The following is a 19,480-nucleotide window of genomic DNA, read 5'->3' on the forward strand; positions in this document are numbered from 1 at the left end:
ATTATAACGGAAAGACCTTAACTTAGGACACTCCTAATGATGTGGTTTTGCTGTGATTTTGTTAGAATTAGTTAACTAATTAATTGTGTGATGGGTAAAGATGACACCACTTGAACGATATAAGAAGGACTTAGAGCGTCCAGACTTTAATTATGATCCTGCTCAGGAGGAGGCTGTCGCCGCCTTACAAGATCTATTTTTGCGTTTAACTCGGCCAAAAGAGCAAAAGAAAAAAGGCCTTTTTAATATTTTTACAAAAGGTGACTCCGTTACTGTTGAGAAGGGATTGTATTTTTGGGGCGGCGTCGGTAGGGGGAAGACTTACTTGATGGATACCTTTTATGACTGTCTTCCTTTTGAAAGAAAGACGCGACTGCATTTTCATCGTTTTATGCAGATGGTTCATAAAGAACTAGCACAATTGCATGATGTTAAAAACCCATTGGAAATTGTAGGTAAGCGCATTTCTGCAAAAGCTCAAATTATCTGTTTTGATGAGTTCTTTGTAAAAGATATCACGGATGCCATGATTCTTGCTGGTTTGTTAAAGGTGCTATTTGATAATGGCACAGCGTTAGTGGCAACGTCGAATATAGAGCCTGATGGTCTCTATAAGAATGGTTTGCAGCGTGCTCGTTTTTTGCCTGCAATAGAGTTGGTAAAAGAACACACAAAAGTTATGAACATCGATGGTGGCGTTGATTATCGCTTGAGGGCGCTTAAGCAGGCTAGGTTGTACTATACTCCTCTTGGAGAAGAGGCGAATAAAAGTTTGTCTCAAAGCTTCGCTCGATTAGTTCCGGACCTGACACAGGTGAAACAGGGTGGCGCAATTGAAATTGAAGGCCGCAAAATTTCTTTAATTGAGAGTTGTGAAGATGTTGCTTGGTTTAATATATCATCTTTATGTGATGGTCCAAGAAGTCAGGTAGACTATATAGAAATAGCAAAGCTTTACACTACTATAATATTAAGTGATTTACCGCAAATGGATGCCTCAAAAGATGATATTGCAAGGCGTTTTATTAGTTTGGTTGACGAATTTTATGATCGTCATGTGAAGCTAATAATATCGGCCGAGGTTCCAATTCATGAGATTTATGTTGGAACGCAATTGGCCTTTGAGTACGACAGAACAATTAGCCGCCTGTTAGAAATGCAATCTGAAGAATACTTGGCGCTTGAGCATAGGCCCTGAGACGGCTAGGCGTATTTAGTTCTAAAAATACTTTTAATGTGGTGGGCGATTGATGTATAATTCGCTCGCCTTTTTTAAGGTATATGCAAGTTGTTAGATAATTACTTTTAAGTTGTTGTTTATTTAACAACCAATAATAATAGGTATTGAGTACGCTACTTAAAGCGTACAAATTGAAAGGGTTTTTGATGAAAACTTTTAGTGCAAAACCTGCTGAAGTGACACGCGATTGGTATATCGTTGACGCTGAAGGCAAAACACTTGGTCGCTTAGCTACAGAAATCGCTCGCCGTCTACGCGGTAAGCATAAAGCGGAATATACGCCTCACGTTGATACTGGTGATTACATCGTTGTTATCAATGCTGAGAAAGTGCATGTTTCTGGTAACAAAGCGCAAGACAAACAATACTATCGCCACACTGGTTATCCAGGCGGTCTTCGTTCTATGAGTTTTGAAAAGTTGATTGATCATGCTCCTGAGCGTGTTCTTGAACTTGCCGTTAAAGGTATGTTGCCTAAAGGTCCTTTAGGTCGTGCAATGCACAAGAAAATGAAAGTGTATGCTGGAACTCAGCATCCACATGCAGCACAACAGCCTCTAGAACTTAAACTTTAATACGGAAGATCATTATGTCTGCTAATCAATACTACGGTACAGGTCGTCGTAAAACCTCTACTGCACGTGTGTTTTTAAAAGCCGGTGCTGGTAATCTAGTTATCAACAATCGCACAATTGAACAATACTTTGGTCGTGAAACGGCTCGCATGGTTGTTCGTCAGCCTCTTGAGTTGGTTGATGCTACAGAGAAATTCGATGTTTACATCACTGTTAAAGGTGGTGGTATCTCTGGTCAAGCTGGTGCAATCCGTCACGGTATTACACGTGCATTGATGCAATACGATGAATCTTTACGTCGTGCTTTACGTACAGCTGGTTTCGTTACTCGTGACTCTCGCGAAGTTGAACGTAAGAAAGTTGGTCTACGCAAGGCGCGTCGTCGTCCACAATTCTCCAAACGTTAATATTGGATTTTTGTTTAAAACGCCTGGTTATCCAGGCGTTTTTTTTATGCGTTATATCAGTATATTTATCTGTTAAGGGAATGTTCCCTTGCCAGAGGCGCTTGTTTTTTTTACTATTCGCAAGGCATAATTTTAAGATTGTCAGCTTAAGGGCTGATATTTGTAATTTGGTGGGAGAGAACCATAATGAGTCAAAGCGGCGTAAATAAAGGTCGACGTCGATTTCTGATTGGAGCAACTAGTGCTATTGGTGCAGTTGGTGCAGTTGGTGTAGCGACCCCTTTTGTTGCTTCTTGGAACCCGAGTGCAAAAGCTAAGGCAGCTGGAGCTCCGGTCAAAGTCGACATAAGTAAGTTAGAAGTTGGTCAACAGGTGATCGTTGAGTGGCGAGGTCAGCCAGTTTGGGTTGTGAACAGGACACCGGAAACTTTATCTAACTTAGATGAAATATCTTCCAGATTAAGTGATCCAGAATCGATCAGGGACCAGCAGCCTTCTTATGCTCAAAACACGTATCGCTCTATCAAGCCAGAAATTTCGATACTTTTAGGCATTTGTACTCATCTTGGTTGTTCCCCAACTTATCGTCCTGAGATTGCTCCGGAAGATTTGGGTCCTGAATGGGTTGGTGGTTATTTCTGTCCGTGTCATGGTTCTAAGTTTGACTTAGCTGGTCGTGTATATAATGGTGTTCCTGCGCCAATTAACTTGTCTGTTCCGCCTCATCAGTACCTAACCGATACTGTTATTGAGATTGGTGTTGATGGAGGAAATGCATAATGGCAGTGCTGAAAAATTTAATGGGTTGGATTGACGACCGCCTTCCGGTTACTCAAGCTTATGAAAAGCATATGAGTAAATATTATGCACCAAAAAACTTTAATGTTTTTTATATTTTTGGTGTGTTGTCCATGGTTGTTTTGGTTAACCAGATCCTTACAGGTGTATGGTTGACTATGAGTTTTACTCCGTCAGCTGAAGCGGCATTTGCTTCGGTTGAGTACATTATGCGTGATGTTGAGTATGGTTGGTTGATTCGATATATGCACTCAACAGGGGCTTCTGCCTTTTTTGTTGTTGTTTATTTGCATATGTTTCGTGGACTTTTATATGGTTCTTACCAAAAACCTCGCGAGCTGGTTTGGTTGTTTGGTATGGCAATTTATTTGCTGCTTATGGCTGAGGCGTTCATGGGGTATTTGCTTCCATGGGGGCAGATGTCTTACTGGGGCGCCCAGGTAATAATATCCTTGTTTGGTGCTATTCCTGTTATCGGTCCTGACTTGGCTCAATGGGTTCGTGGTGACTACCTAATTTCTGGTATTACACTTAACCGTTTCTTCTCTTTGCATGTTATTGCGTTGCCTTTAGTTTTGGTTGCATTGGTTGTGCTGCATTTGCTTGCATTGCATCATGTGGGTTCAAATAACCCTAAAGGTGTGGATATCAAAAAGCACAAAGATGAAAATGGTATTCCTTTAGACGGTATTCCATTCCACCCTTTTTATTCTGTACACGATTTAGTTGGTATTGCAGTATTCTTGTTTGTATTCTGCTCGGTAATATTTTTCTTCCCTGAGATGGGGGGGTATTTCCTTGAGAAGCCAAACTTTGAGGCCGCTAACCCTTTAAAAACACCTGAACACATTGCTCCTGTATGGTATTTCACTCCGTTTTATGCCATTTTGCGTGCGGTAACTTTCCCATTATTTGGTTTGGATGCTAAGTTCTGGGGTGTGGTTGCAATGGGAGGGGCTATTGCCATTCTATTTGTGCTTCCTTGGTTAGATCGTAGTCCTGTCAAGTCGATGCTTTATAAAGGTTGGATTAGTAAAATCTTCTTATTCGTGTTTTGTATAAGCTTTGTTGTTCTTGGTGTGCTTGGGGTTTTACCTTCAACAGAGCTTCGTACAACCATTGCTCAAATTGCCTCAGTCATATACTTTGCGTATTTTCTCTTAATGCCTTGGTATACTCGTTGGGAAAGTACAAAACCAGTGCCGGAGAGGGTGTAATAATGAAAAGGTTTTTTGCAACAGTTGCACTTGTTTTATTGCCTACTCTTGGTTTTGCTGCTGGTGGTCATGGGGTTGAGCTTCAACATATGAGCGCTGATTTACATGATAAATCATCGCTTCAGCGTGGCCTTCAAACGTTTACAAACTATTGTATGGGTTGTCATGATGCCGGTTATGCTCGTTTTGAGCGTGCAGCAACAGATTTAGGTATCCCGGTAGATTTATTTGAAGAAAACTTATTGCCTTCAGGTAATAAAATTGGTGACTTGATGTCTAATTCTATGGACTCAGCAGACGCTAAAGGTTGGTTTGGTGCTCCGCCTCCAGATTTAACGTTAGTGGCTCGGGTTCGTGGTAAAGATTGGGTCTACAGTTACTTGCAGGCCTTCTATGAAGATGAGGCCCGTCCTTGGGGCGTAAATAATACAGTTTTCCCTAATGTGGGCATGCCTAACGTGCTTGAAGCGTTGCAGGGTGTTCGTCATATGACGTGCGCACAGGCTCCGGCTCACGATGAGCATGGTAAGCCACTGTTTGATACTTTGACTGGTGATGTGCTAACTGAGGAAAAATGCAATGTCGTTGCTCAGAAGACAAAAGGCCAACTTACAGATGGTGAGTTTGAGCAGGTTGTTTACGACTTAACTAATTTCTTAGTATACATGGGTGAGCCAAGTCGATTACAAAGTGAGTCTTTAGGTCTAAAAGTGCTATTGTTTATCATTTTGTTTGGTATATTTGCCTTTCTTCTTAATAAAGAGTACTGGAAAGATATACATTAATAATCCAGTGACAGTTGATCGGTTTTGATCGACTGTCACTTTTGTATTGTGGCCCCGTCTGGGGTTTTCGTTGTTTCTATAATAGGGGTTTTACATGGGTGTTATAGCTAAACGCTCCTCAATGACTTTTTTCTCTGATGGAGAAGATCATTATAGTCATCGAGTACGAATAGTATTGGCTGAAAAAGCAGTCACGGTTGATATTATTGATGTTGACCCATTCAATAAGCCAGACGAATTGGCTGATATAAATCCATATAACGAGCTTCCAGCTTTGATTGATAGAGACTTGGTTTTATATGAGCCAAATGTAATGATGGAATATTTAGATGAGCGTTTTCCTCATCCTCCATTATTGCCTGTTTATCCGGTTGCGCGTGCTGAAAGCCGTTTGTTTATGTATCGTATTCAAAGAGACTGGGCGAAGCTTGCTGACCTTATATTGGTAAGTAAAAATGCTGAGGAAGTCGCCGTTGCTCAGAAGGAGTTGCGTGAGGGTTTAATGAACGTAGCGCCAATTTTCGAAGAGAAGCCTTATTTCATGAGTGATGAGTTTACAATTGTTGATTGTTGTATGGCTCCGATTTTATGGCGCCTTCCTATCTTAGGTGTTGAAATTCCTAAGGACCAAGCTAAGCACTTACATAAATATATGGATCTTTTGTTCTCAAGAGAGTCATTTATTGAGAGTTTGTCTGAGGCTGAGCAAGAAATGCGTCTCGATTGATTCGCGTTGTTTTGTTTGTTATAAATATCTAAGAGGGGCTTTCGGGCTCCTTTTTCATGCAATATTTAAATTGGAAGAGATCATGACACCAAAAAGATCGTATCTACTCAGGGCGGCCTATGAATGGGTTGCTGATAATGATTTAACGCCATATTTATTGGTTGATGCAAATCACAAATCAGCCGTCGTTCCCGTTGAGTTTGTGCAGGATGGGCAAATTGTGTTGAATATTGGTATGGGGGCGGTTCGAGATCTCTTAATGGATCAAACAGGGGTTTCTTTTAGTGCAAGGTTCTCTGGAAAGCCTATGCAGGTTTTTGTCCCTATTGAGGCCGCTTTAGCTGTATACGCTAAGGAAAATGGCGACGGTTTGTTTTTTCCTGAAGAAGAGTTTCCAGGAGATTCTGATCCAACGCCACCATCTGAGCCAAAGAAAGAAAAAGGCTTTACCTTAAAAGTGGTTAAGTAAAAGCGTATTTGTTATGTTTGGTTATGTGTTTAGTCTTCATAGCCAAACAGTTGGCGCTCGATAAGTTCAACTAAAGTATGTATGACCAAGGTTTGGCACTCATGAACCCTAGCCGCCCCCAGAAGATTTATCTTAATCTCTGTATCATCTTGCGATGTCAAAGAGGAGACATTTTTGGCTTCTGGGCTCGTTAGTGCAACGACGTGCAGTTTTCGTTCGTGAGCGGCCTGAATAGCTTGAATGATGGGGGATGTGTTGCCTCTGTTAGCCACTACAAACAGGACGTCACCAGCGTTACCTAAGGCTGTAATTTGTTTTGAAAAAACATCATGATAGCTGTCGTTATGGCTGATTGCGAGAATGGCTGTACCTTCAGAGCTAAGGCTTATGGAAGGGAGTCCAGGTCTTTCTCGATCCATCCTATCAATTAAGAGAGTGTTGAAATATTGTGATAGATAGGAGCCTGTGCTATTGCCGCAACAAATAACCTTATTTCCAGCGGCAATGCTGTTAAAAATAACATGTGCAGCATGTTCGATATGAGGTGGGAGGTTTTCAAAAGCTTGTTGTTGTGCCTCAAAGCTTTGGGCAAATTGAGTATAGATCGTTTCTTGAAAATCCATAGTGTTTAGAATATTGCCTTTATCCAGTTTAAATTATGTTTACTAACCTCTCCGTCGAATAAGATTGCATCAAATCGGATGGGTGATAGCTCTAATTGTTTTTCTTTTAGCCAATATTGGGCCGTTTTAACTATTCTCTTTCGTTTAGAGGGGGTGATGCTTTCAGCCGCCGAGCCTCTAAATTGAGTGGATCGATATCTTACTTCTGTAAATATAATACTTTTAGAGTCTGTAAAAATTAAATCAATTTCTCCAAATCGACATGAAAAATTTTTCGCAATAAAAATCAGATCTTGTTCTTCTAAAAATTGTTTTGCTAAAAGTTCAGCTTGATCGCCATTGATTTTTTTAAGGGGAAGTAAGTTCTCCCGGTTTTGTTTCCATAACATTTGTTAAACTTCCTTGTTTATAGGTAACGAGTTCAGTTCTTTTATTGAAAACTTGCTGGCTATCCAGTGATAAAATCCCAGTGCTCCCAGACATTTTTGCATTGGATACTTGTTGAAAAACCGTAAATCGGTTTGCAAGTAAATGAGCATCTTGTCCGAGTGATTTAAGTCGCTTTATAAAAATTGAGTCATTTGACTTAAAAAGGTTGTCATTAGGATTTTCTTTAAGAATTGAGGGCAGTTCATTAAAAATGATGCGCTCAATATCCTCCCTTTTTGTTAGCTCACTAAGTTGTTTGTTGTTAATAGTGCTGGTTGATAGCAGTGGTATGTCTGAGGCAAAGTAAAAATCTAAAAGGGGTCTGATTTGTTTAGCGTCATCTAAGCGACCGACAAAAAAAATGTAATCCAAGTCTTGTCTTGAGCGCTCAGTAGATGTTACGTCTTCAGAAAGCGTGGTTTCTAGCCATTTTTTGCGTTTCTGGCTTTCAGTAACTAGCAGTAATTTTTTAATGGTGTCTTGTCTGCTTTTTGGGGCGTTCTCGTAACTAAGTTGTGTAAGCAGTTCCACATCATTGCTTTCTGCAAGGGATTTGAAATCATCGGCTTGTCTAAGTGCCCAGGTTTCTTCTGTGCTGATGATAGCGGCTGTTTTAGCTCCTTCGTTTTGTGCGAAGCGAATCAACTCGATTATTTCATCTCTAGCGTCAAGAGAAAAGTGAAATAGGTTTGGTTTTAAGTTTTGAAAATCCAGTCGGTTGAGTGCAATGACCGGTTTTTCCAATTCTAAATAGGATAACTCTGCTAAATGTTGTTTTTCAAGTGGGCCAATGATGATGTCAGGGTTGTGTAGGTTGGCATTGCTAAGCGCTATCGCCATGGAGTCTACTGTTGTTGTGTCTATGAGGTGGAGCTCGGCTCTAGGTTGCGGTTGATTGTAATAAGCGTACAGAAAGCCATCAAGAATAGCGCGAGATGCATTGCTTAGCTTACCTGTAAGTGGCAGAAGGAGGGCGATACTTTTTGGTGCTAGTTCGTCAATGCTTGATAAGACTAGAAAGTCTTTTGGTGGTGTGATAGCGGCTGGGTGAAAGGGGTTTTGTTGTTGCCATAGTGTGAATTGGTTAAGTTGTTTTGCTGTGGTCGAGGCGTTGTGTCTCAGAATAGAGCTAATAAACAGCCAACCATTTAAAATCGAATCGTTACTGTTTTGAAGGTATGTTATTTCTGAGTCGGTTAAGTTTTGTACATTAGACCAAAGTTGCTGTTGATTGGCGTTTATTTCTTCTAGAGGTAAGGATAGATTTAATTTTAGTCGCTCTTTCGTTGCGGCTGGCCAGTTTTCTAAACCCTCAAGAGATTCACTTCTCAGTAAACTTATTTTATTTGTATTGCTTGGATGGTTGGCTATCGGAAATCTTTTCGCTTTAGATAAATAGCTCAGGGCGTTAAGGGCTCTGTCTTGTAAGTTACTAACCGAGGCGGCAAGAAGTAAACCATCAAAGGTTGAAGTGGTGTTTAGATTGATTACATTATCTTTAAGTATTTGATGGGCAATAATGTAGTTGCCTTCTTCTACTGCAACTTGAGCGGCTCTGAGAAAGTAATTTGCTGCAATGTCTTGATTGTTGCTGGATTGCGCAAGAGAAATTAGGGTATCAAATGAAGTTTGTTCTTCTGCTGTCGTAGCTTGATGTGTGGGCGTGGTTTTTTGCTGAACTTCAATGGCGTTGCAGGCGCTTAACAATACAGCGAATAAAGATAGTGTTATGATGCGCATGGTTAAAAACTCATATTCTGTAAAAATGACAAAGAGACATTATGGTATCACATAGTTCGGATGAAGCGAGAGGTGCTCTATACATTGTTGCCACTCCTATAGGGAATCTAGAAGATTTTAGTGTGCGTGCAATCAACACTTTAAAGAAAGTTGACTATATTGCGGCGGAAGATACACGCCATACAAAGCGGTTATTAAATCATTTTGATATAGATACCAGACTGTTCTCTTTACATGATCATAACGAAAGGGATAAGGCATCCTACATTGCTGAGTTACTTTCTCAAGGTGTTTCTGTGGCGCTGGTTTCTGATGCCGGTACGCCATTGATTTCAGACCCTGGATACCACGTAGTAAGTCATTTGCGCAATGAAGGGTTTACTGTTGTTCCTGTTCCTGGGGCTTCTGCTTTAATTGCGGCCTTATGTGCATCGGGTTTGCCGACGGATCAATTTTACTTTGCAGGTTTTTTGCCTGCTAAAACGAAATCTAGAAAGGAAGTGATGGCTTCTTGGAAAACACAGCCTGGTACTGTTGTGTTCTATGAATCTACACACCGAATTATGGAATCAATGAAGGATTTGGCTGAGGTGTTTGGGTCGTCTGCTAAGTTGGTTTTAGCGAGAGAGATTACGAAAACGTTTGAAACATTCCTTTCTGGTTCAGCAGATGAAATATTACAACGTTTTTCTGATGATGCAAACCAGCTGAAGGGTGAATTTGTCGTGATGTTAGATCATCGAGAAGAGTCTGATAGTGAGTCAGAAGAGTTGGAAAATCGTCGAATATTGTCCATACTTTTAGAGGATCTTCCTGTTAAGCAAGCGGCTCAATTGGCTGCAAAAATTACAGGGCATAAAAAAAATGCACTTTATCAAATCGCATTAGAATTGCAGTCGTAACCTTTTTAACTATTGTTTAGTGAATGTATTTATGAGTTTTGAATCTCTTGGTCTGCACGCATTGTTGCAAAAAACCGTTGATAATTTAGAGTATAAGCAGGCAACCCCAGTACAAAATCAAGCCATCCCCTCTATTTTGAATGGTCATGATGTTGTGGCAGGGGCTCAAACGGGCACAGGTAAAACCGCAGCATTTGTCCTGCCAATTTTGCACAGGTTGCTTAATGCCGATGCTGAGTCTATGGGTGAATTAAATAAGGTGCCTGATGTTCCAAAGATTAAGGCATTGATATTGACCCCCACTCGCGAGTTGGCACAGCAGGTTTATAAAAGCTGTATAACTTATAGCAAAGAAACGAACATACGATCGGTCGTGGCTTATGGTGGGGCCAGTATTAATACTCAGATCGCTGAGCTTAAGGAGGGGGCGGATATATTAGTAGCAACACCTGGTCGATTGTTAGAGCTAACGTTCAAGAAGTTGGTTGACCTTAGAGAGATAAGTGTTTTGGTATTTGATGAGGCTGATCGAATGCTGGATATGGGGTTTATGGCTGAGGTGAGTCGAATACTAAAGCGCTTGCCAGAAAAAAAACAGACATTGCTTTTTTCGGCCACTTTTAATGATGAGGTTTACGCGCTAAGTAAGTCTCTGATGTCATCGCCAGTTTATATTGAAGTGGGAGAAAGAAATCAAGCCGCCACAAAGGTGGATCAGGTAGTTTATGCTATTGATTCAGGTCGTAAAAGAGCGTTTGTCTCGTATTTAATTGGTTCGAAGAATTGGCAACAAGTACTTGTCTTTACTCGTACTAAACAAGGTGCGGATGATCTGGCAAAAGAAATGAATAAAGATGGTCTTGAGGCGCAGTCTATTCATGGGGATAAATCTCAAGGTGCTAGAGATAGGGTGTTAAGCGATTTCAAAGCCGGTCGTTTAAGGGCGCTTGTGGCTACCGATGTAGCGGCTCGTGGTCTTGATATTCCTAGTTTGGAGCAAGTTATTAATTTTGAATTACCATATAATGCTGAGGATTATATCCATCGTATTGGTCGTACAGGAAGGGCGGGTAAGGCGGGTTTAGCTATCAGTTTGGTGTCAGCAAAAGAGCAATACTTATTAAAAGACGTTGAAGAACAAATGGGTGAAACTATAGTGCAGCAATGGTATCCAGGTTTTGAGCCTGATTTAAATGCAGACGAAGTTTCTTCGAAAAAGCATCGTAGTGGTAACTCGAAGAAGAGGGCAAGGGATAAGGCGATTCAGTCCTCTAAACGGAAAAGCAGAAAGTAAATTCAGTTTTTAATGCGATTACCTTCTGACCTAGAGGGTAAATATAATTTTATTTCCTATTGAGAAGATATAATGACGAACAATGATGTACTGCGAAAAGTGCGTTTTATTTTTGACTTTAACGATGAAAAAATGATTAAGCTTTTTGCGCTTGGAGGGCGAGAGGTTTCTAGGGCTGAAGTAAGCGATTGGTTGAAACAAGACGATCATGAAAACTTTAAAGAATGTGAGGATGTTGCTTTGGCGAGTTTTCTAAATGGCTTAATCGTCGATAAAAGGGGGGCTAAGGAGGACGGCGCGATCGTTGAGGCAGAGCCGCGTTTAACAAACAATCAAATTTTTGCAAAATTGAAAATCGCTCTAAATTTAAAGGCTGAAGATATTTTAGAGTTAATTGAAATGGCGAATTTCAAGATTAGCCGTCATGAACTGAGCGCTTTTTTCAGAAGACCGACCCATAAGCACTATCGTGAATGTAAAAATCAAGTGTTGAGACAGTTTTTGCAAGGGCTACAATTGAAGTTGCGCCCTGATGTATTAAATAACGAAAAGTAAAAACGTACTTAAGGTGAAAATGTGACTGAGACATCAGCAACCCGTTTAAATAAGTTTATTAGTGAATCTGGTTTTTGCTCACGACGAGAGGCTGATAAACTTATTGAGCAAAAACGTGTAAGAATTAATGGTCGTGTGCCTGAGTTGGGGACAAAGGTGCTTTCAGGGGATGAGGTGAGTGTGGATGGCAAACAGATTACCCCTTCATCCAGCAATAAGTCGGACCGCACTTATATAGCGTACAATAAACCTGTTGGTATTACCTGTACTACGGAAAAGCACGTTAGAGGAAATATTGTTGATGCAATTGGTCATAAGGAGAGGATATTTCCAATAGGGCGTCTTGATAAACCTTCAGAGGGATTACTCTTTTTAACCAGCGATGGTGACATTGTTAACAAAATTTTGCGAGCGGGCAATAACCATGAGAAAGAATACCTTGTGACAGTTGATAAACCTTTTGGCGATCGTTTTGTTAAAAGAATGTCTCAAGGTGTTCCTATCTTAGATACAGTGACTAAGCCCTGTGTTGTGGTGCCTCAAAGTCGTACTATGTTTAAGATCGTGTTGACCCAGGGCTTAAATAGGCAAATACGCCGTATGTGTGAATATCTCGGCTACGATGTGGTTAGGTTAAAAAGAACTCGAATCATGAATGTTCGTCTTGGAGGGTTGAAGCCAGGCGAGTGGCGTGATTTGACAGACGAAGAAATGCAGCAAATTAATAGTGCTGTTAGAAATTCTAAGAAAACAGCTGACGCATAAGGGTTTGGGTTATTGTATTTGAGGGAGGGTTCTATTCAATCGCTATGGCTCCCTCATTTGTTATGTCATCTTGTTGTGTGGGTAAAGTGGTGATTCTGTCTGCTTTAGCTATGTACTTAGTTTTGCTCTTGGGTAAGTTTTTTTCGTTGGCTTTTTTGGATTTCTTAGTCAATATCTGTTTGATTTTTTTTCGACGATTCATAAATGTTCTCAAATATCGCAATGTGATTTTATTTAAAGAAAAAAAAACCTGATCCAAGGATCAGGTTTTTAATGTTGGTACCAGTGGGCGGACTCGAACCGCCACGCTTATTAGGCAACGGATTTTGAATCCGTCGTGTCTACCAATTCCACCACACTGGCTTGAAACGTGCGAAGTATTATGCGTATTTTTATTATATTGTCAATTTTTTTATTGCTAATGTGGATTTTTTTTTAGATAAGTCCCAATTCGTACCTTTTTACTTAATTTTTCGATAGAATGCTGGGTCTTTTTTTTATGAGTGCTATTCGAATATGCGAGTTTCCGATTATAGGTTTGATTTACCGGATTCCTTAATTGCGCGCTATCCTACTGAGGTGCGTACATCCAGTCGCCTACTTCAATTAAATGGTATGACGGGTGAATTGAGTCATCGTTCCTTCGGGCAAATTCTTGATCTGGTTAGGCCGGGCGATTTGATGGTGTTTAATAACACTAGAGTAATTGCAGCTCGTGTTTTTGGGCAAAAAGCATCTGGTGGAAAATTGGAAATATTGGTTGAGCGCTTGTTAACGCCTTTTGAAATCTTAGCCCATGTTCGATCCAGTAAATCACCTAAGGAAGGCAGTGACATTCTTCTCGGTACGGATAAGAGCGAATCTATTCCTGTAAAAATGTTAGGTCGTCAAGGCGCCTTGTTTCATCTTAAGTTCGATGAGCCAGTGCTTGACGTGCTTGATAGGGTTGGTCATATGCCGTTACCACCTTATATTGAAAGGCCAGATGAAGAGTTTGATAAAGAAAGGTATCAAACTGTTTATAATGCAAAGCCTGGAGCCGTTGCGGCTCCAACAGCAGGGCTTCATTTTGATGATGAAATTTTGCAGAAGTTAAGAGATAAAGGGGTTAATATTGCTTTTGTTACATTGCATGTTGGCGCTGGAACGTTTCAGCCAGTGAAGGTGGAAGACGTAGAAGATCACCAAATGCACGCGGAGTACATAGAGGTAGATCAGGAAGTTGTTGATTTAGTTACGAAAACTAAATCTTCTGGCGGTCGAGTTATTGCGGTTGGTACAACCAGTGTTCGTAGTTTAGAGTCGGCAAGTCAATCTGGAACTTTGCAGGCTATGACGGGTGATACAAGTATTTTTATTTATCCTGGATATAAATTCAAAACAGTAGATGCCATGGTGACAAACTTTCATCTACCTGAGTCAACTTTGATTATGTTGATTAGTGCATTTGCGGGTTATGCTGAAGTTATGCAAGCGTATTCGGCCGCTATTGAAGAGAAATATCGTTTTTTTAGTTATGGCGATGCCATGTTTATTACCCGGAACCCTGAGGCTTTTGGGCCGGAGAGTGAGGAATGAGTTTGATGAGTGAAAAGCGCCCTGAGTGTTTTATGGAATTCGAAGTGTCAGCGAAATCGGGTAAAGCGCGTCGCGCAACACTGCGTTTTCCTCGAGGTAATGTGGAAACGCCTGCGTTTATGCCCGTTGGAACGTATGGTACGGTGAAAGGAATGCTAACTAAAGATATTGAAGAAATTGGTGCGGATATCATTCTTGGCAATACGTTCCATCTTTGGTTGAGACCAGGGACTGATGTTATTAAAGCGCACGGTGATTTGCATGACTTTACTCAGTGGAAAAAACCTATATTGACGGATTCTGGTGGTTTTCAGGTATTCTCTTTGGGGGATATGAGAAAAATTACGGAGGAGGGTGTAAGTTTCCAATCTCCAATAAATGGATCAAAGGTCTTTTTGAGTCCGGAAATATCGATGCAAGTACAAAGAGATCTTGGTTCGGATATCGTAATGATTTTTGATGAATGTACCCCCTACCCAGCGACAGAACAAAGGGCGGCTGAGTCAATGAGGATGAGCCTTCGTTGGGCTGAGCGCTCTAAGAAAGAGCATGGTGACAGCCCTGCTGCTTTATTCGGCATCATTCAAGGGAGTATGTATGATACGCTAAGAGATGAGTCTCTAGAGGGGTTGGTCGGTATTGGTTTTGATGGTTATGCAATCGGTGGCTTATCTGTTGGCGAGCCAAAAGATGAGATGATGAGCGTTCTCGATTATATTACACCAAAAATGCCAGAGGATAAGCCTAGGTATTTAATGGGTGTGGGAAAACCGGAAGATTTGGTTGAGGGTGTGAGGAGGGGGGTAGATATGTTTGATTGTGTCATGCCAACTCGTAATGCTCGTAATGGGCATTTATTCACTTCCGTAGGCGTTGTTAAGATTCGAAATGCAAAACATCGGCATGATACGGCTCCTTTAGATAATGAATGTGATTGTTATACTTGTAAAAACTTTTCTCGGTCATATCTACATCATTTGGATAAGTGTCAAGAAATGGTTGGTGCTCAATTAAATACCATACATAATCTGCGTTATTATCAAAATCTTATGTCTGGATTGCGTAAAGCGCTCGATGAGGGTAGATTTGACGCGTTTGTTGATGAGTTCTATGCCAAGCGTGGGTTAGATACGCCTGCTTTGGTAGGGTAAAGACTTCAGTAATGTGAAGGGTCGTAATTACGCGGCCATTAATAATGTTTAAATAATTGGAGAATGTAAAGATGATCGCATTGATCTCACCGGCTTATGCTGAAGGTGGCGCACCTGCAGATGCTGGTATTTTTAATATTGTATTGCTAGTTGGTTTTGTTATTATTTTTTATTTTTTAATGTGGCGCCCACAAGCAAAGCGTGCAAAAGAGCATAAAAACTTGCTGTCTACATTGGCGAAAGGTACAGAAGTGGTAACAAATGGCGGCGTTCTTGGAAAAGTGACGCGTGTTGATGATAATTATGTTGCCCTTGAAGTATCTGACGGTGTCGAGCTTAAGTTTCAAAAAGCAGCCGTCGCTGCAGTGTTACCTAAAGGAACGCTGAAATCTATCTAGTCCTTCTAAGCGCCTTCATAACGAAGGCGCTTTTTTTATGTTTCTTATTTTCTCTTTAGGTGTAAAGGAATTTTTATGCTTAACAAATACCCCTTGTGGAAGTATTTGCTGATTGTTTTCGTATTGGCTCTTGGTTTGTTGTATGCCCTGCCAAATTTATACCCAGATGATCCAGCGTTACAGATTTCAAGTCAGAAAGCGACATTGGTCGTTGATGAGCGTTTAGTAAGTAAGGTTTCTAAAGCATTAGATGAGTCTGGTGTGCCTTTAAAGGCGGCGGAGTTAACTTCAGTTGGTGCGACTTTTCGTTTCTACAATGGTGAAGATCAGCTTGCTGCAAATCCTATTGTTTCCTCTGCGTTAGGTGATGACTATGTAAGTGCTCTGAATCTAGTGCCAACAACGCCAGATTGGCTTTCCGCATTAGGTGCTGGTCCAGCAAAATTAGGTTTGGATTTGCGCGGTGGAGTGCATTTTTTACTTGAAGTTGATACGCCTGCTGCTTTGCAACAGCGATTTGTTGTTGCTGCGAGTGAAATGAAAACATCATTACGTCAACAAAGAATACGTTATCGAAGCGTGGATGTTGACGGTGGGGTCTTATCAATTCGCTTCTTGAAGCAGGAAGATTTGGATTTGGCTCAAAGTACGCTTGAAGATGAATTTGAAGAGTATCTTTATTCAGCGAAAGAGCTAGATGGTGAGTTCTATTTAGAGGCCCGTTTTTCTGAGGTTTCTAAGCAAGAGATAGAGGCTTATGCACTTCAGCAAAATTTAACGACTTTACGTAATCGTGTAAATGAGCTGGGTGTAGCTGAGCCTTTAGTTCAGCGTCAAGGCAGTAATCGTATTGTTGTAGAATTGCCTGGTGTGCAGGATACGGCCGCAGCAAAGCGTATCATTGGAGCGACGGCGAACCTAGAATTTCGTTTAGAAGCGGGTCTAGATGAGTCTTCATCTAATGTTGAGGAAATGTCTTTTAGAAGCAATAGTGGCCGTACGGCACGTTTAGAAAGAGATATTATTATAACGGGTGAAAGTGTTTCTGATGCGAGTTCATCTTTTGATGAAAATGGTCAGCCCCAAGTTAATATTAGCCTTGACTCTAAGGGCGGTAAACAAATGAGTAAAGTGACTCGTACTGCGGTTGGTCGTAGTATGGCGGTTGTTTTTATTGAGCACAAGTCTCGGACTCGTTTTGTTGAGGTTGATGGTGAGTTGGTAGAGGAGCGTCAATCTTTTAGCGAGAAAGGTATTATTTCTTTAGCGACAATACAATCTACTTTAGGTAATGCTTTTAGAATTACAGGCTTAGACGGTCCAAGAGAGTCTTCAGATTTGGCGTTGTTGTTGCGTGCTGGTGCGCTAGCGGCTCCGATTTATTTTGTCGAGGAGAGAACGATTGGCCCAAGTTTAGGTGCTGAAAATATTCGCCTTGGTATGGTTTCAGCGCAAATCGGCTTGCTTGTTGTCATGTTGTTTATGCTTGTTTATTACAAGGTGTTTGGTGTTTTTGCAAACATATCTCTTGCGATGAATATTGTTCTATTGATGGCGTGTATGTCTTTATTGTCAGCAACCTTAACCTTGCCAGGTATCGCGGGTATCGTCTTGACTATGGGAATGGCGGTAGATGCGAATGTGTTGATTTTTTCTAGAATAAAAGAAGAGTTGGCGGCCGGTACACCAAATCAGCAAGCGATACATTCTGGTTTTAATCGTGCGTTCACAACTATTCTTGATGCGAATATTACCACCTTGTTGGTTGCTGTTATTTTGTTCGCTGTCGGTACGGGGCCTGTGAAAGGGTTTGCGGTAACCTTGTCGTTAGGTATTTTGACGTCTATGTTTACAGCGATCGTAGTGACGCGTGCACAAATTAATTTAGTGTACGGTGGGCGCAAAAATAAGCGCCTGTACATTTAAGGGGATGATATGAAGGTATCTACTATTCCGTTTATGGCAATGAGAAAAATTGTTGCTGCTGTCTCTCTTTTACTTATTGTTGCGTCCATTATTTCGTTGTCTACGAAGGGCTTGGAATTTGGATTGGACTTCACTGGCGGCACTTTAGTTGAAGTCGCCTATGACGTTGCCCCAGATTTGGATCAAGTGCGCTCTTCTCTAGCCGAAAATGGTTATGATGATGTTGTTGTGCAAAACTTTGGCTCTTCGACTGATGTTGTTGTTCGTCTTTCCAATGTATTCACTCCAACATTGGGTGATGAAGTTTTATTGGCGTTACAACAAGAAAATTCAGGTGTTGAGTTAATGAGGTCTGAATTTGTCGGAGCGCAAGTTGGGGAAGAGTTGAGGGAACAGGGAGGACTTGGAATGCTGTTGGCATTGTCAATTGTGATGATGTATGTAGCGGTTCGTTTCCAGTTTAAGTTCTCTGTTGCTTCTGTTGCGGCATTGGCACACGATGTAATCATTACCTTAGGCGTGTTTTCAGTGCTGGGTATGGAGTTTGATCTTACCGTGTTGGCAGCGTTGCTTGCGGTTGTTGGTTATTCGCTTAACGATACTATCGTTGTTTGTGATCGAATTCGTGAAAACTTCCGTATTATGCGTGAAATTGAAACGGTAGATTTGATTAATGTTTCAATTAATCAAACGTTGGGCAGAACCTTGATAACGTCTTTGACAACAATGTTTACCTTATTGGTGTTGTTTTTCTTTGGCGGTGAAGCGATTCATAGTTTTGCCTTTGCTCTCTTGGTCGGGGTTATTATAGGTACGTATTCGTCTGTTTTTGTTGCGGCAAACCTTTTGATTGCGCAAAACTTGACGAGGGATGATCTAATTCCGCCACCTAAAGAAGAATTCGAAGATGAGATGCCTTAATTAACGGTAAATGGTTTTAGAGTGATAAAAACCGCACTAATTTGAATTAGTGCGGTTTTTTTGTTTTTCGACAGCTTTTTGAGAGTAGTAACGCTGGTGGAAGGTTATATTGTTGTGGTTCCTAACTGCATGCCCATGCTTGTTGGTGTGTCGGCAGCAAGTGATGCCTCCCAGTTAATGGCGTCTTTACCAAATAATACTATGGCAGTAGAGCCTAGTTTAAAGCGTCCCATTTCCTCGCCTTTTTTCAGGTTTACTTGGTTTAGCTGATCGTAATCCCAGGTCATAACGTGTTTGCTAAAAGGAGTGACTTGACCGGCCCAAATTGTTTCAATGCTGGCTACAATCATGGCTCCTACAAGAATGACTGCCATAGGGCCTGCTTCTGTGTCAAAAAGACAGACGGTACGCTCGTTTTTAGCAAAAACGGATGGGATTTGCTCTGCTGTGACCTTATTAACCGAGAACAATTTTCCAGGAATATGGATCATTTTGATCAGTTTGCCGTCTAGTGGCATATGGACTCTATGATAGTCTTTTGGGGATAAATAGATGGTTGCAAATTTGCCACCTAAAAACCGATTTGATAGGTCTGCATCGCCGCCTAAAAGTGTAGTGAGGCTGTATGAGTGACCTTTCGCTTGCATAATAGTGCCGTATTCAATGTCGCCAATTTGGCTGACTGCGCCATCTGCTGGGCATGCAATGGCATTCTTTTCTTCAGTGATGGGTCTCAGCTCTGGTTTTATTGCTCTAGTAAAAAAATCATTAAAATTGCGATAGGCAAAAGGGTTGTTTTCAATCGCTTCAGACATGTCTACTTTGTACTTGCTTACGAAGTGTTTAATAAAAGTATCTTTTACAAAATCAGTCTCGCATTCCGCAATGCGTCCTATGCATCGAGAAAGTAGTTTCTGCGGAGTAATGTGTTGTGCAAATGCAAAAAGTTGATCTTTATTCACGAGAAAATCCTGTTGGTA

22 protein-coding genes and 1 tRNA gene are annotated in these 19,480 nt (G+C 41.0%); 17 read left to right on the forward strand and 6 right to left on the reverse strand.

Features of this window, described 5'->3' with window-relative positions; genetic code table 11:
• Positions 1 to 100 precede the first annotated feature (100 nt).
• The 8 genes from zapE to IEZ33_RS07645 all read left to right on the forward strand — a co-directional run bounded on the left by zapE (position 101) and on the right by IEZ33_RS07645 (position 6,218).
• A complete protein-coding gene (gene zapE, locus IEZ33_RS07610) occupies positions 101 to 1,198 on the forward strand; it encodes a cell division protein ZapE (RefSeq protein ID WP_191603081.1) in 1,098 nt (365 codons plus the stop codon).
• Positions 1,199 to 1,386: 188 nt separating this feature from the next.
• Positions 1,387 to 1,815, forward strand: a complete 429-nt coding sequence (rplM, locus tag IEZ33_RS07615; protein ID WP_191603082.1) for a 50S ribosomal protein L13 — start codon at positions 1,387 to 1,389, stop codon at positions 1,813 to 1,815.
• 14 nt (positions 1,816 to 1,829) lie between these two features.
• Positions 1,830 to 2,222, forward strand: coding sequence for a 30S ribosomal protein S9 (gene rpsI, locus IEZ33_RS07620; RefSeq protein ID WP_191603083.1), 393 nt, complete (start codon positions 1,830 to 1,832; stop codon positions 2,220 to 2,222).
• Between the two features lie 186 nt (positions 2,223 to 2,408).
• A complete protein-coding gene (gene petA, locus IEZ33_RS07625) occupies positions 2,409 to 3,002 on the forward strand; it encodes a ubiquinol-cytochrome c reductase iron-sulfur subunit (RefSeq protein WP_191603084.1) in 594 nt (197 codons plus the stop codon).
• Positions 3,002 to 4,237, forward strand: coding sequence for a cytochrome b (locus tag IEZ33_RS07630; protein WP_206696917.1), 1,236 nt, complete (start codon positions 3,002 to 3,004; stop codon positions 4,235 to 4,237). The genes petA and IEZ33_RS07630 overlap by 1 nt, the downstream gene beginning before the upstream one ends.
• Positions 4,238 to 4,239: 2 nt before the next feature.
• Complete coding sequence (locus tag IEZ33_RS07635; RefSeq protein ID WP_191603085.1) at positions 4,240 to 5,022, forward strand: cytochrome c1; 783 nt, start codon at positions 4,240 to 4,242, stop codon at positions 5,020 to 5,022.
• A gap of 94 nt (positions 5,023 to 5,116) precedes the next feature.
• Positions 5,117 to 5,749 carry a glutathione S-transferase N-terminal domain-containing protein gene (locus tag IEZ33_RS07640; RefSeq protein WP_191603086.1) on the forward strand — a complete coding sequence of 211 codons (633 nt, stop codon included), beginning with the start codon at positions 5,117 to 5,119 and terminating at the stop codon, positions 5,747 to 5,749.
• Between the two features lie 82 nt (positions 5,750 to 5,831).
• Complete coding sequence (locus IEZ33_RS07645) at positions 5,832 to 6,218, forward strand: ClpXP protease specificity-enhancing factor (RefSeq protein WP_191603087.1); 387 nt, start codon at positions 5,832 to 5,834, stop codon at positions 6,216 to 6,218.
• Positions 6,219 to 6,247: 29 nt separating this feature from the next.
• On the opposite strand, the gene IEZ33_RS07650 is transcribed toward IEZ33_RS07645, so the two are convergent.
• From IEZ33_RS07650 to IEZ33_RS07660, 3 genes are read right to left on the reverse strand one after another with little or no spacing between them, the layout of a single operon-like run.
• The gene (locus tag IEZ33_RS07650) at positions 6,248 to 6,841 is read right to left on the reverse strand and encodes an SIS domain-containing protein (protein ID WP_191603088.1); all 594 of its coding nucleotides are present in this window, start codon (positions 6,839 to 6,841) and stop codon (positions 6,248 to 6,250) included.
• A 5-nt stretch (positions 6,842 to 6,846) separates the two neighbouring features.
• Positions 6,847 to 7,230 carry a YraN family protein gene (locus IEZ33_RS07655; protein WP_191603089.1) on the reverse strand — a complete coding sequence of 128 codons (384 nt, stop codon included), beginning with the start codon at positions 7,228 to 7,230 and terminating at the stop codon, positions 6,847 to 6,849.
• Positions 7,190 to 9,010 carry a penicillin-binding protein activator gene (locus IEZ33_RS07660; RefSeq protein ID WP_191603090.1) on the reverse strand — a complete coding sequence of 607 codons (1,821 nt, stop codon included), beginning with the start codon at positions 9,008 to 9,010 and terminating at the stop codon, positions 7,190 to 7,192. The genes IEZ33_RS07655 and IEZ33_RS07660 overlap by 41 nt, the downstream gene beginning before the upstream one ends.
• Before the next feature lie 41 nt (positions 9,011 to 9,051).
• On the opposite strand from IEZ33_RS07660, the gene rsmI reads away from it, so the two are divergent.
• The 4 genes from rsmI (at position 9,052) to rluF (ending at position 12,526) form a co-directional block, all read left to right on the forward strand.
• Positions 9,052 to 9,912: a 16S rRNA (cytidine(1402)-2'-O)-methyltransferase gene (rsmI, locus tag IEZ33_RS07665; RefSeq protein ID WP_191603091.1), complete on the forward strand. Its 861-nt coding sequence runs from the start codon at positions 9,052 to 9,054 to the stop codon at positions 9,910 to 9,912.
• A 31-nt stretch (positions 9,913 to 9,943) separates the two neighbouring features.
• Positions 9,944 to 11,206, forward strand: a complete 1,263-nt coding sequence (locus tag IEZ33_RS07670) for a DEAD/DEAH box helicase (protein WP_191603092.1) — start codon at positions 9,944 to 9,946, stop codon at positions 11,204 to 11,206.
• Positions 11,207 to 11,278: 72 nt separating this feature from the next.
• On the forward strand, positions 11,279 to 11,761 hold the full coding sequence (locus tag IEZ33_RS07675; RefSeq protein WP_191603093.1) for a YehS family protein: 483 nt from the start codon (positions 11,279 to 11,281) through the stop codon (positions 11,759 to 11,761).
• A 21-nt stretch (positions 11,762 to 11,782) separates the two neighbouring features.
• Positions 11,783 to 12,526 (forward strand): 23S rRNA pseudouridine(2604) synthase RluF, encoded by a 744-nt coding sequence (rluF, locus tag IEZ33_RS07680; protein ID WP_191603094.1) that lies wholly within the window; start codon positions 11,783 to 11,785, stop codon positions 12,524 to 12,526.
• Between the two features lie 31 nt (positions 12,527 to 12,557).
• Here the strand turns inward: rluF and IEZ33_RS07685 are convergent, their stop codons facing one another.
• Positions 12,558 to 12,728, reverse strand: coding sequence for a DUF2986 domain-containing protein (locus IEZ33_RS07685; RefSeq protein WP_191603095.1), 171 nt, complete (start codon positions 12,726 to 12,728; stop codon positions 12,558 to 12,560).
• A 75-nt stretch (positions 12,729 to 12,803) separates the two neighbouring features.
• Positions 12,804 to 12,889, reverse strand: a tRNA-Leu gene (locus IEZ33_RS07690).
• A gap of 153 nt (positions 12,890 to 13,042) precedes the next feature.
• On the opposite strand from IEZ33_RS07690, the gene queA reads away from it, so the two are divergent.
• The 5 genes from queA (at position 13,043) to secF (ending at position 18,500) form a co-directional block, all read left to right on the forward strand.
• Entirely contained in the window at positions 13,043 to 14,104 is a 1,062-nt protein-coding gene (queA, locus tag IEZ33_RS07695; RefSeq protein ID WP_191603096.1) for a tRNA preQ1(34) S-adenosylmethionine ribosyltransferase-isomerase QueA, read from the forward strand.
• A 32-nt stretch (positions 14,105 to 14,136) separates the two neighbouring features.
• Positions 14,137 to 15,255 (forward strand): tRNA guanosine(34) transglycosylase Tgt, encoded by a 1,119-nt coding sequence (gene tgt / locus IEZ33_RS07700; RefSeq protein WP_191603577.1) that lies wholly within the window; start codon positions 14,137 to 14,139, stop codon positions 15,253 to 15,255.
• Positions 15,256 to 15,326: 71 nt separating this feature from the next.
• Entirely contained in the window at positions 15,327 to 15,653 is a 327-nt protein-coding gene (gene yajC, locus IEZ33_RS07705) for a preprotein translocase subunit YajC (RefSeq protein ID WP_191603097.1), read from the forward strand.
• A gap of 75 nt (positions 15,654 to 15,728) precedes the next feature.
• Positions 15,729 to 17,579, forward strand: coding sequence for a protein translocase subunit SecD (secD, locus tag IEZ33_RS07710; protein ID WP_191603098.1), 1,851 nt, complete (start codon positions 15,729 to 15,731; stop codon positions 17,577 to 17,579).
• Positions 17,580 to 17,588: 9 nt separating this feature from the next.
• Positions 17,589 to 18,500: a protein translocase subunit SecF gene (gene secF / locus IEZ33_RS07715; RefSeq protein ID WP_191603099.1), complete on the forward strand. Its 912-nt coding sequence runs from the start codon at positions 17,589 to 17,591 to the stop codon at positions 18,498 to 18,500.
• Positions 18,501 to 18,604: 104 nt separating this feature from the next.
• Here secF and asd read toward each other — a convergent pair whose 3' ends face one another.
• Positions 18,605 to 19,462 carry an archaetidylserine decarboxylase gene (gene asd / locus IEZ33_RS07720; protein WP_191603100.1) on the reverse strand — a complete coding sequence of 286 codons (858 nt, stop codon included), beginning with the start codon at positions 19,460 to 19,462 and terminating at the stop codon, positions 18,605 to 18,607.
• Positions 19,463 to 19,480: the final 18 nt, after the last annotated feature.

It is taken from the genome of Marinomonas algicola, from assembly GCF_014805825.1.
GTDB classification, from domain to species: Bacteria; Pseudomonadota; Gammaproteobacteria; order Pseudomonadales; family Marinomonadaceae; genus Marinomonas; species Marinomonas algicola.

Excerpts from the sequence above, each read along its gene's own strand:
- zapE (WP_191603081.1), top strand. The coding sequence starts at position 101 with ATGACACCACTTGAACGATATAAGAAGGACTTAGAGCGTCCAGACTTT.
- rplM (WP_191603082.1), top strand. The coding sequence starts at position 1,387 with ATGAAAACTTTTAGTGCAAAACCTGCTGAAGTGACACGCGATTGGTAT.
- rpsI (WP_191603083.1), top strand. The coding sequence starts at position 1,830 with ATGTCTGCTAATCAATACTACGGTACAGGTCGTCGTAAAACCTCTACT.
- petA (WP_191603084.1), top strand. The coding sequence starts at position 2,409 with ATGAGTCAAAGCGGCGTAAATAAAGGTCGACGTCGATTTCTGATTGGA.
- IEZ33_RS07630 (WP_206696917.1), top strand. The coding sequence starts at position 3,002 with ATGGCAGTGCTGAAAAATTTAATGGGTTGGATTGACGACCGCCTTCCG.
- IEZ33_RS07635 (WP_191603085.1), top strand. The coding sequence starts at position 4,240 with ATGAAAAGGTTTTTTGCAACAGTTGCACTTGTTTTATTGCCTACTCTT.
- IEZ33_RS07640 (WP_191603086.1), top strand. The coding sequence starts at position 5,117 with ATGGGTGTTATAGCTAAACGCTCCTCAATGACTTTTTTCTCTGATGGA.
- IEZ33_RS07645 (WP_191603087.1), top strand. The coding sequence starts at position 5,832 with ATGACACCAAAAAGATCGTATCTACTCAGGGCGGCCTATGAATGGGTT.
- IEZ33_RS07650 (WP_191603088.1), bottom strand. The coding sequence starts at position 6,841 with ATGGATTTTCAAGAAACGATCTATACTCAATTTGCCCAAAGCTTTGAG.
- IEZ33_RS07655 (WP_191603089.1), bottom strand. The coding sequence starts at position 7,230 with ATGTTATGGAAACAAAACCGGGAGAACTTACTTCCCCTTAAAAAAATC.
- IEZ33_RS07660 (WP_191603090.1), bottom strand. The coding sequence starts at position 9,010 with ATGCGCATCATAACACTATCTTTATTCGCTGTATTGTTAAGCGCCTGC.
- rsmI (WP_191603091.1), top strand. The coding sequence starts at position 9,052 with ATGGTATCACATAGTTCGGATGAAGCGAGAGGTGCTCTATACATTGTT.
- IEZ33_RS07670 (WP_191603092.1), top strand. The coding sequence starts at position 9,944 with ATGAGTTTTGAATCTCTTGGTCTGCACGCATTGTTGCAAAAAACCGTT.
- IEZ33_RS07675 (WP_191603093.1), top strand. The coding sequence starts at position 11,279 with ATGACGAACAATGATGTACTGCGAAAAGTGCGTTTTATTTTTGACTTT.
- IEZ33_RS07685 (WP_191603095.1), bottom strand. The coding sequence starts at position 12,728 with ATGAATCGTCGAAAAAAAATCAAACAGATATTGACTAAGAAATCCAAA.
- queA (WP_191603096.1), top strand. The coding sequence starts at position 13,043 with ATGCGAGTTTCCGATTATAGGTTTGATTTACCGGATTCCTTAATTGCG.
- tgt (WP_191603577.1), top strand. The coding sequence starts at position 14,137 with ATGGAATTCGAAGTGTCAGCGAAATCGGGTAAAGCGCGTCGCGCAACA.
- yajC (WP_191603097.1), top strand. The coding sequence starts at position 15,327 with ATGATCGCATTGATCTCACCGGCTTATGCTGAAGGTGGCGCACCTGCA.
- secD (WP_191603098.1), top strand. The coding sequence starts at position 15,729 with ATGCTTAACAAATACCCCTTGTGGAAGTATTTGCTGATTGTTTTCGTA.
- secF (WP_191603099.1), top strand. The coding sequence starts at position 17,589 with ATGAAGGTATCTACTATTCCGTTTATGGCAATGAGAAAAATTGTTGCT.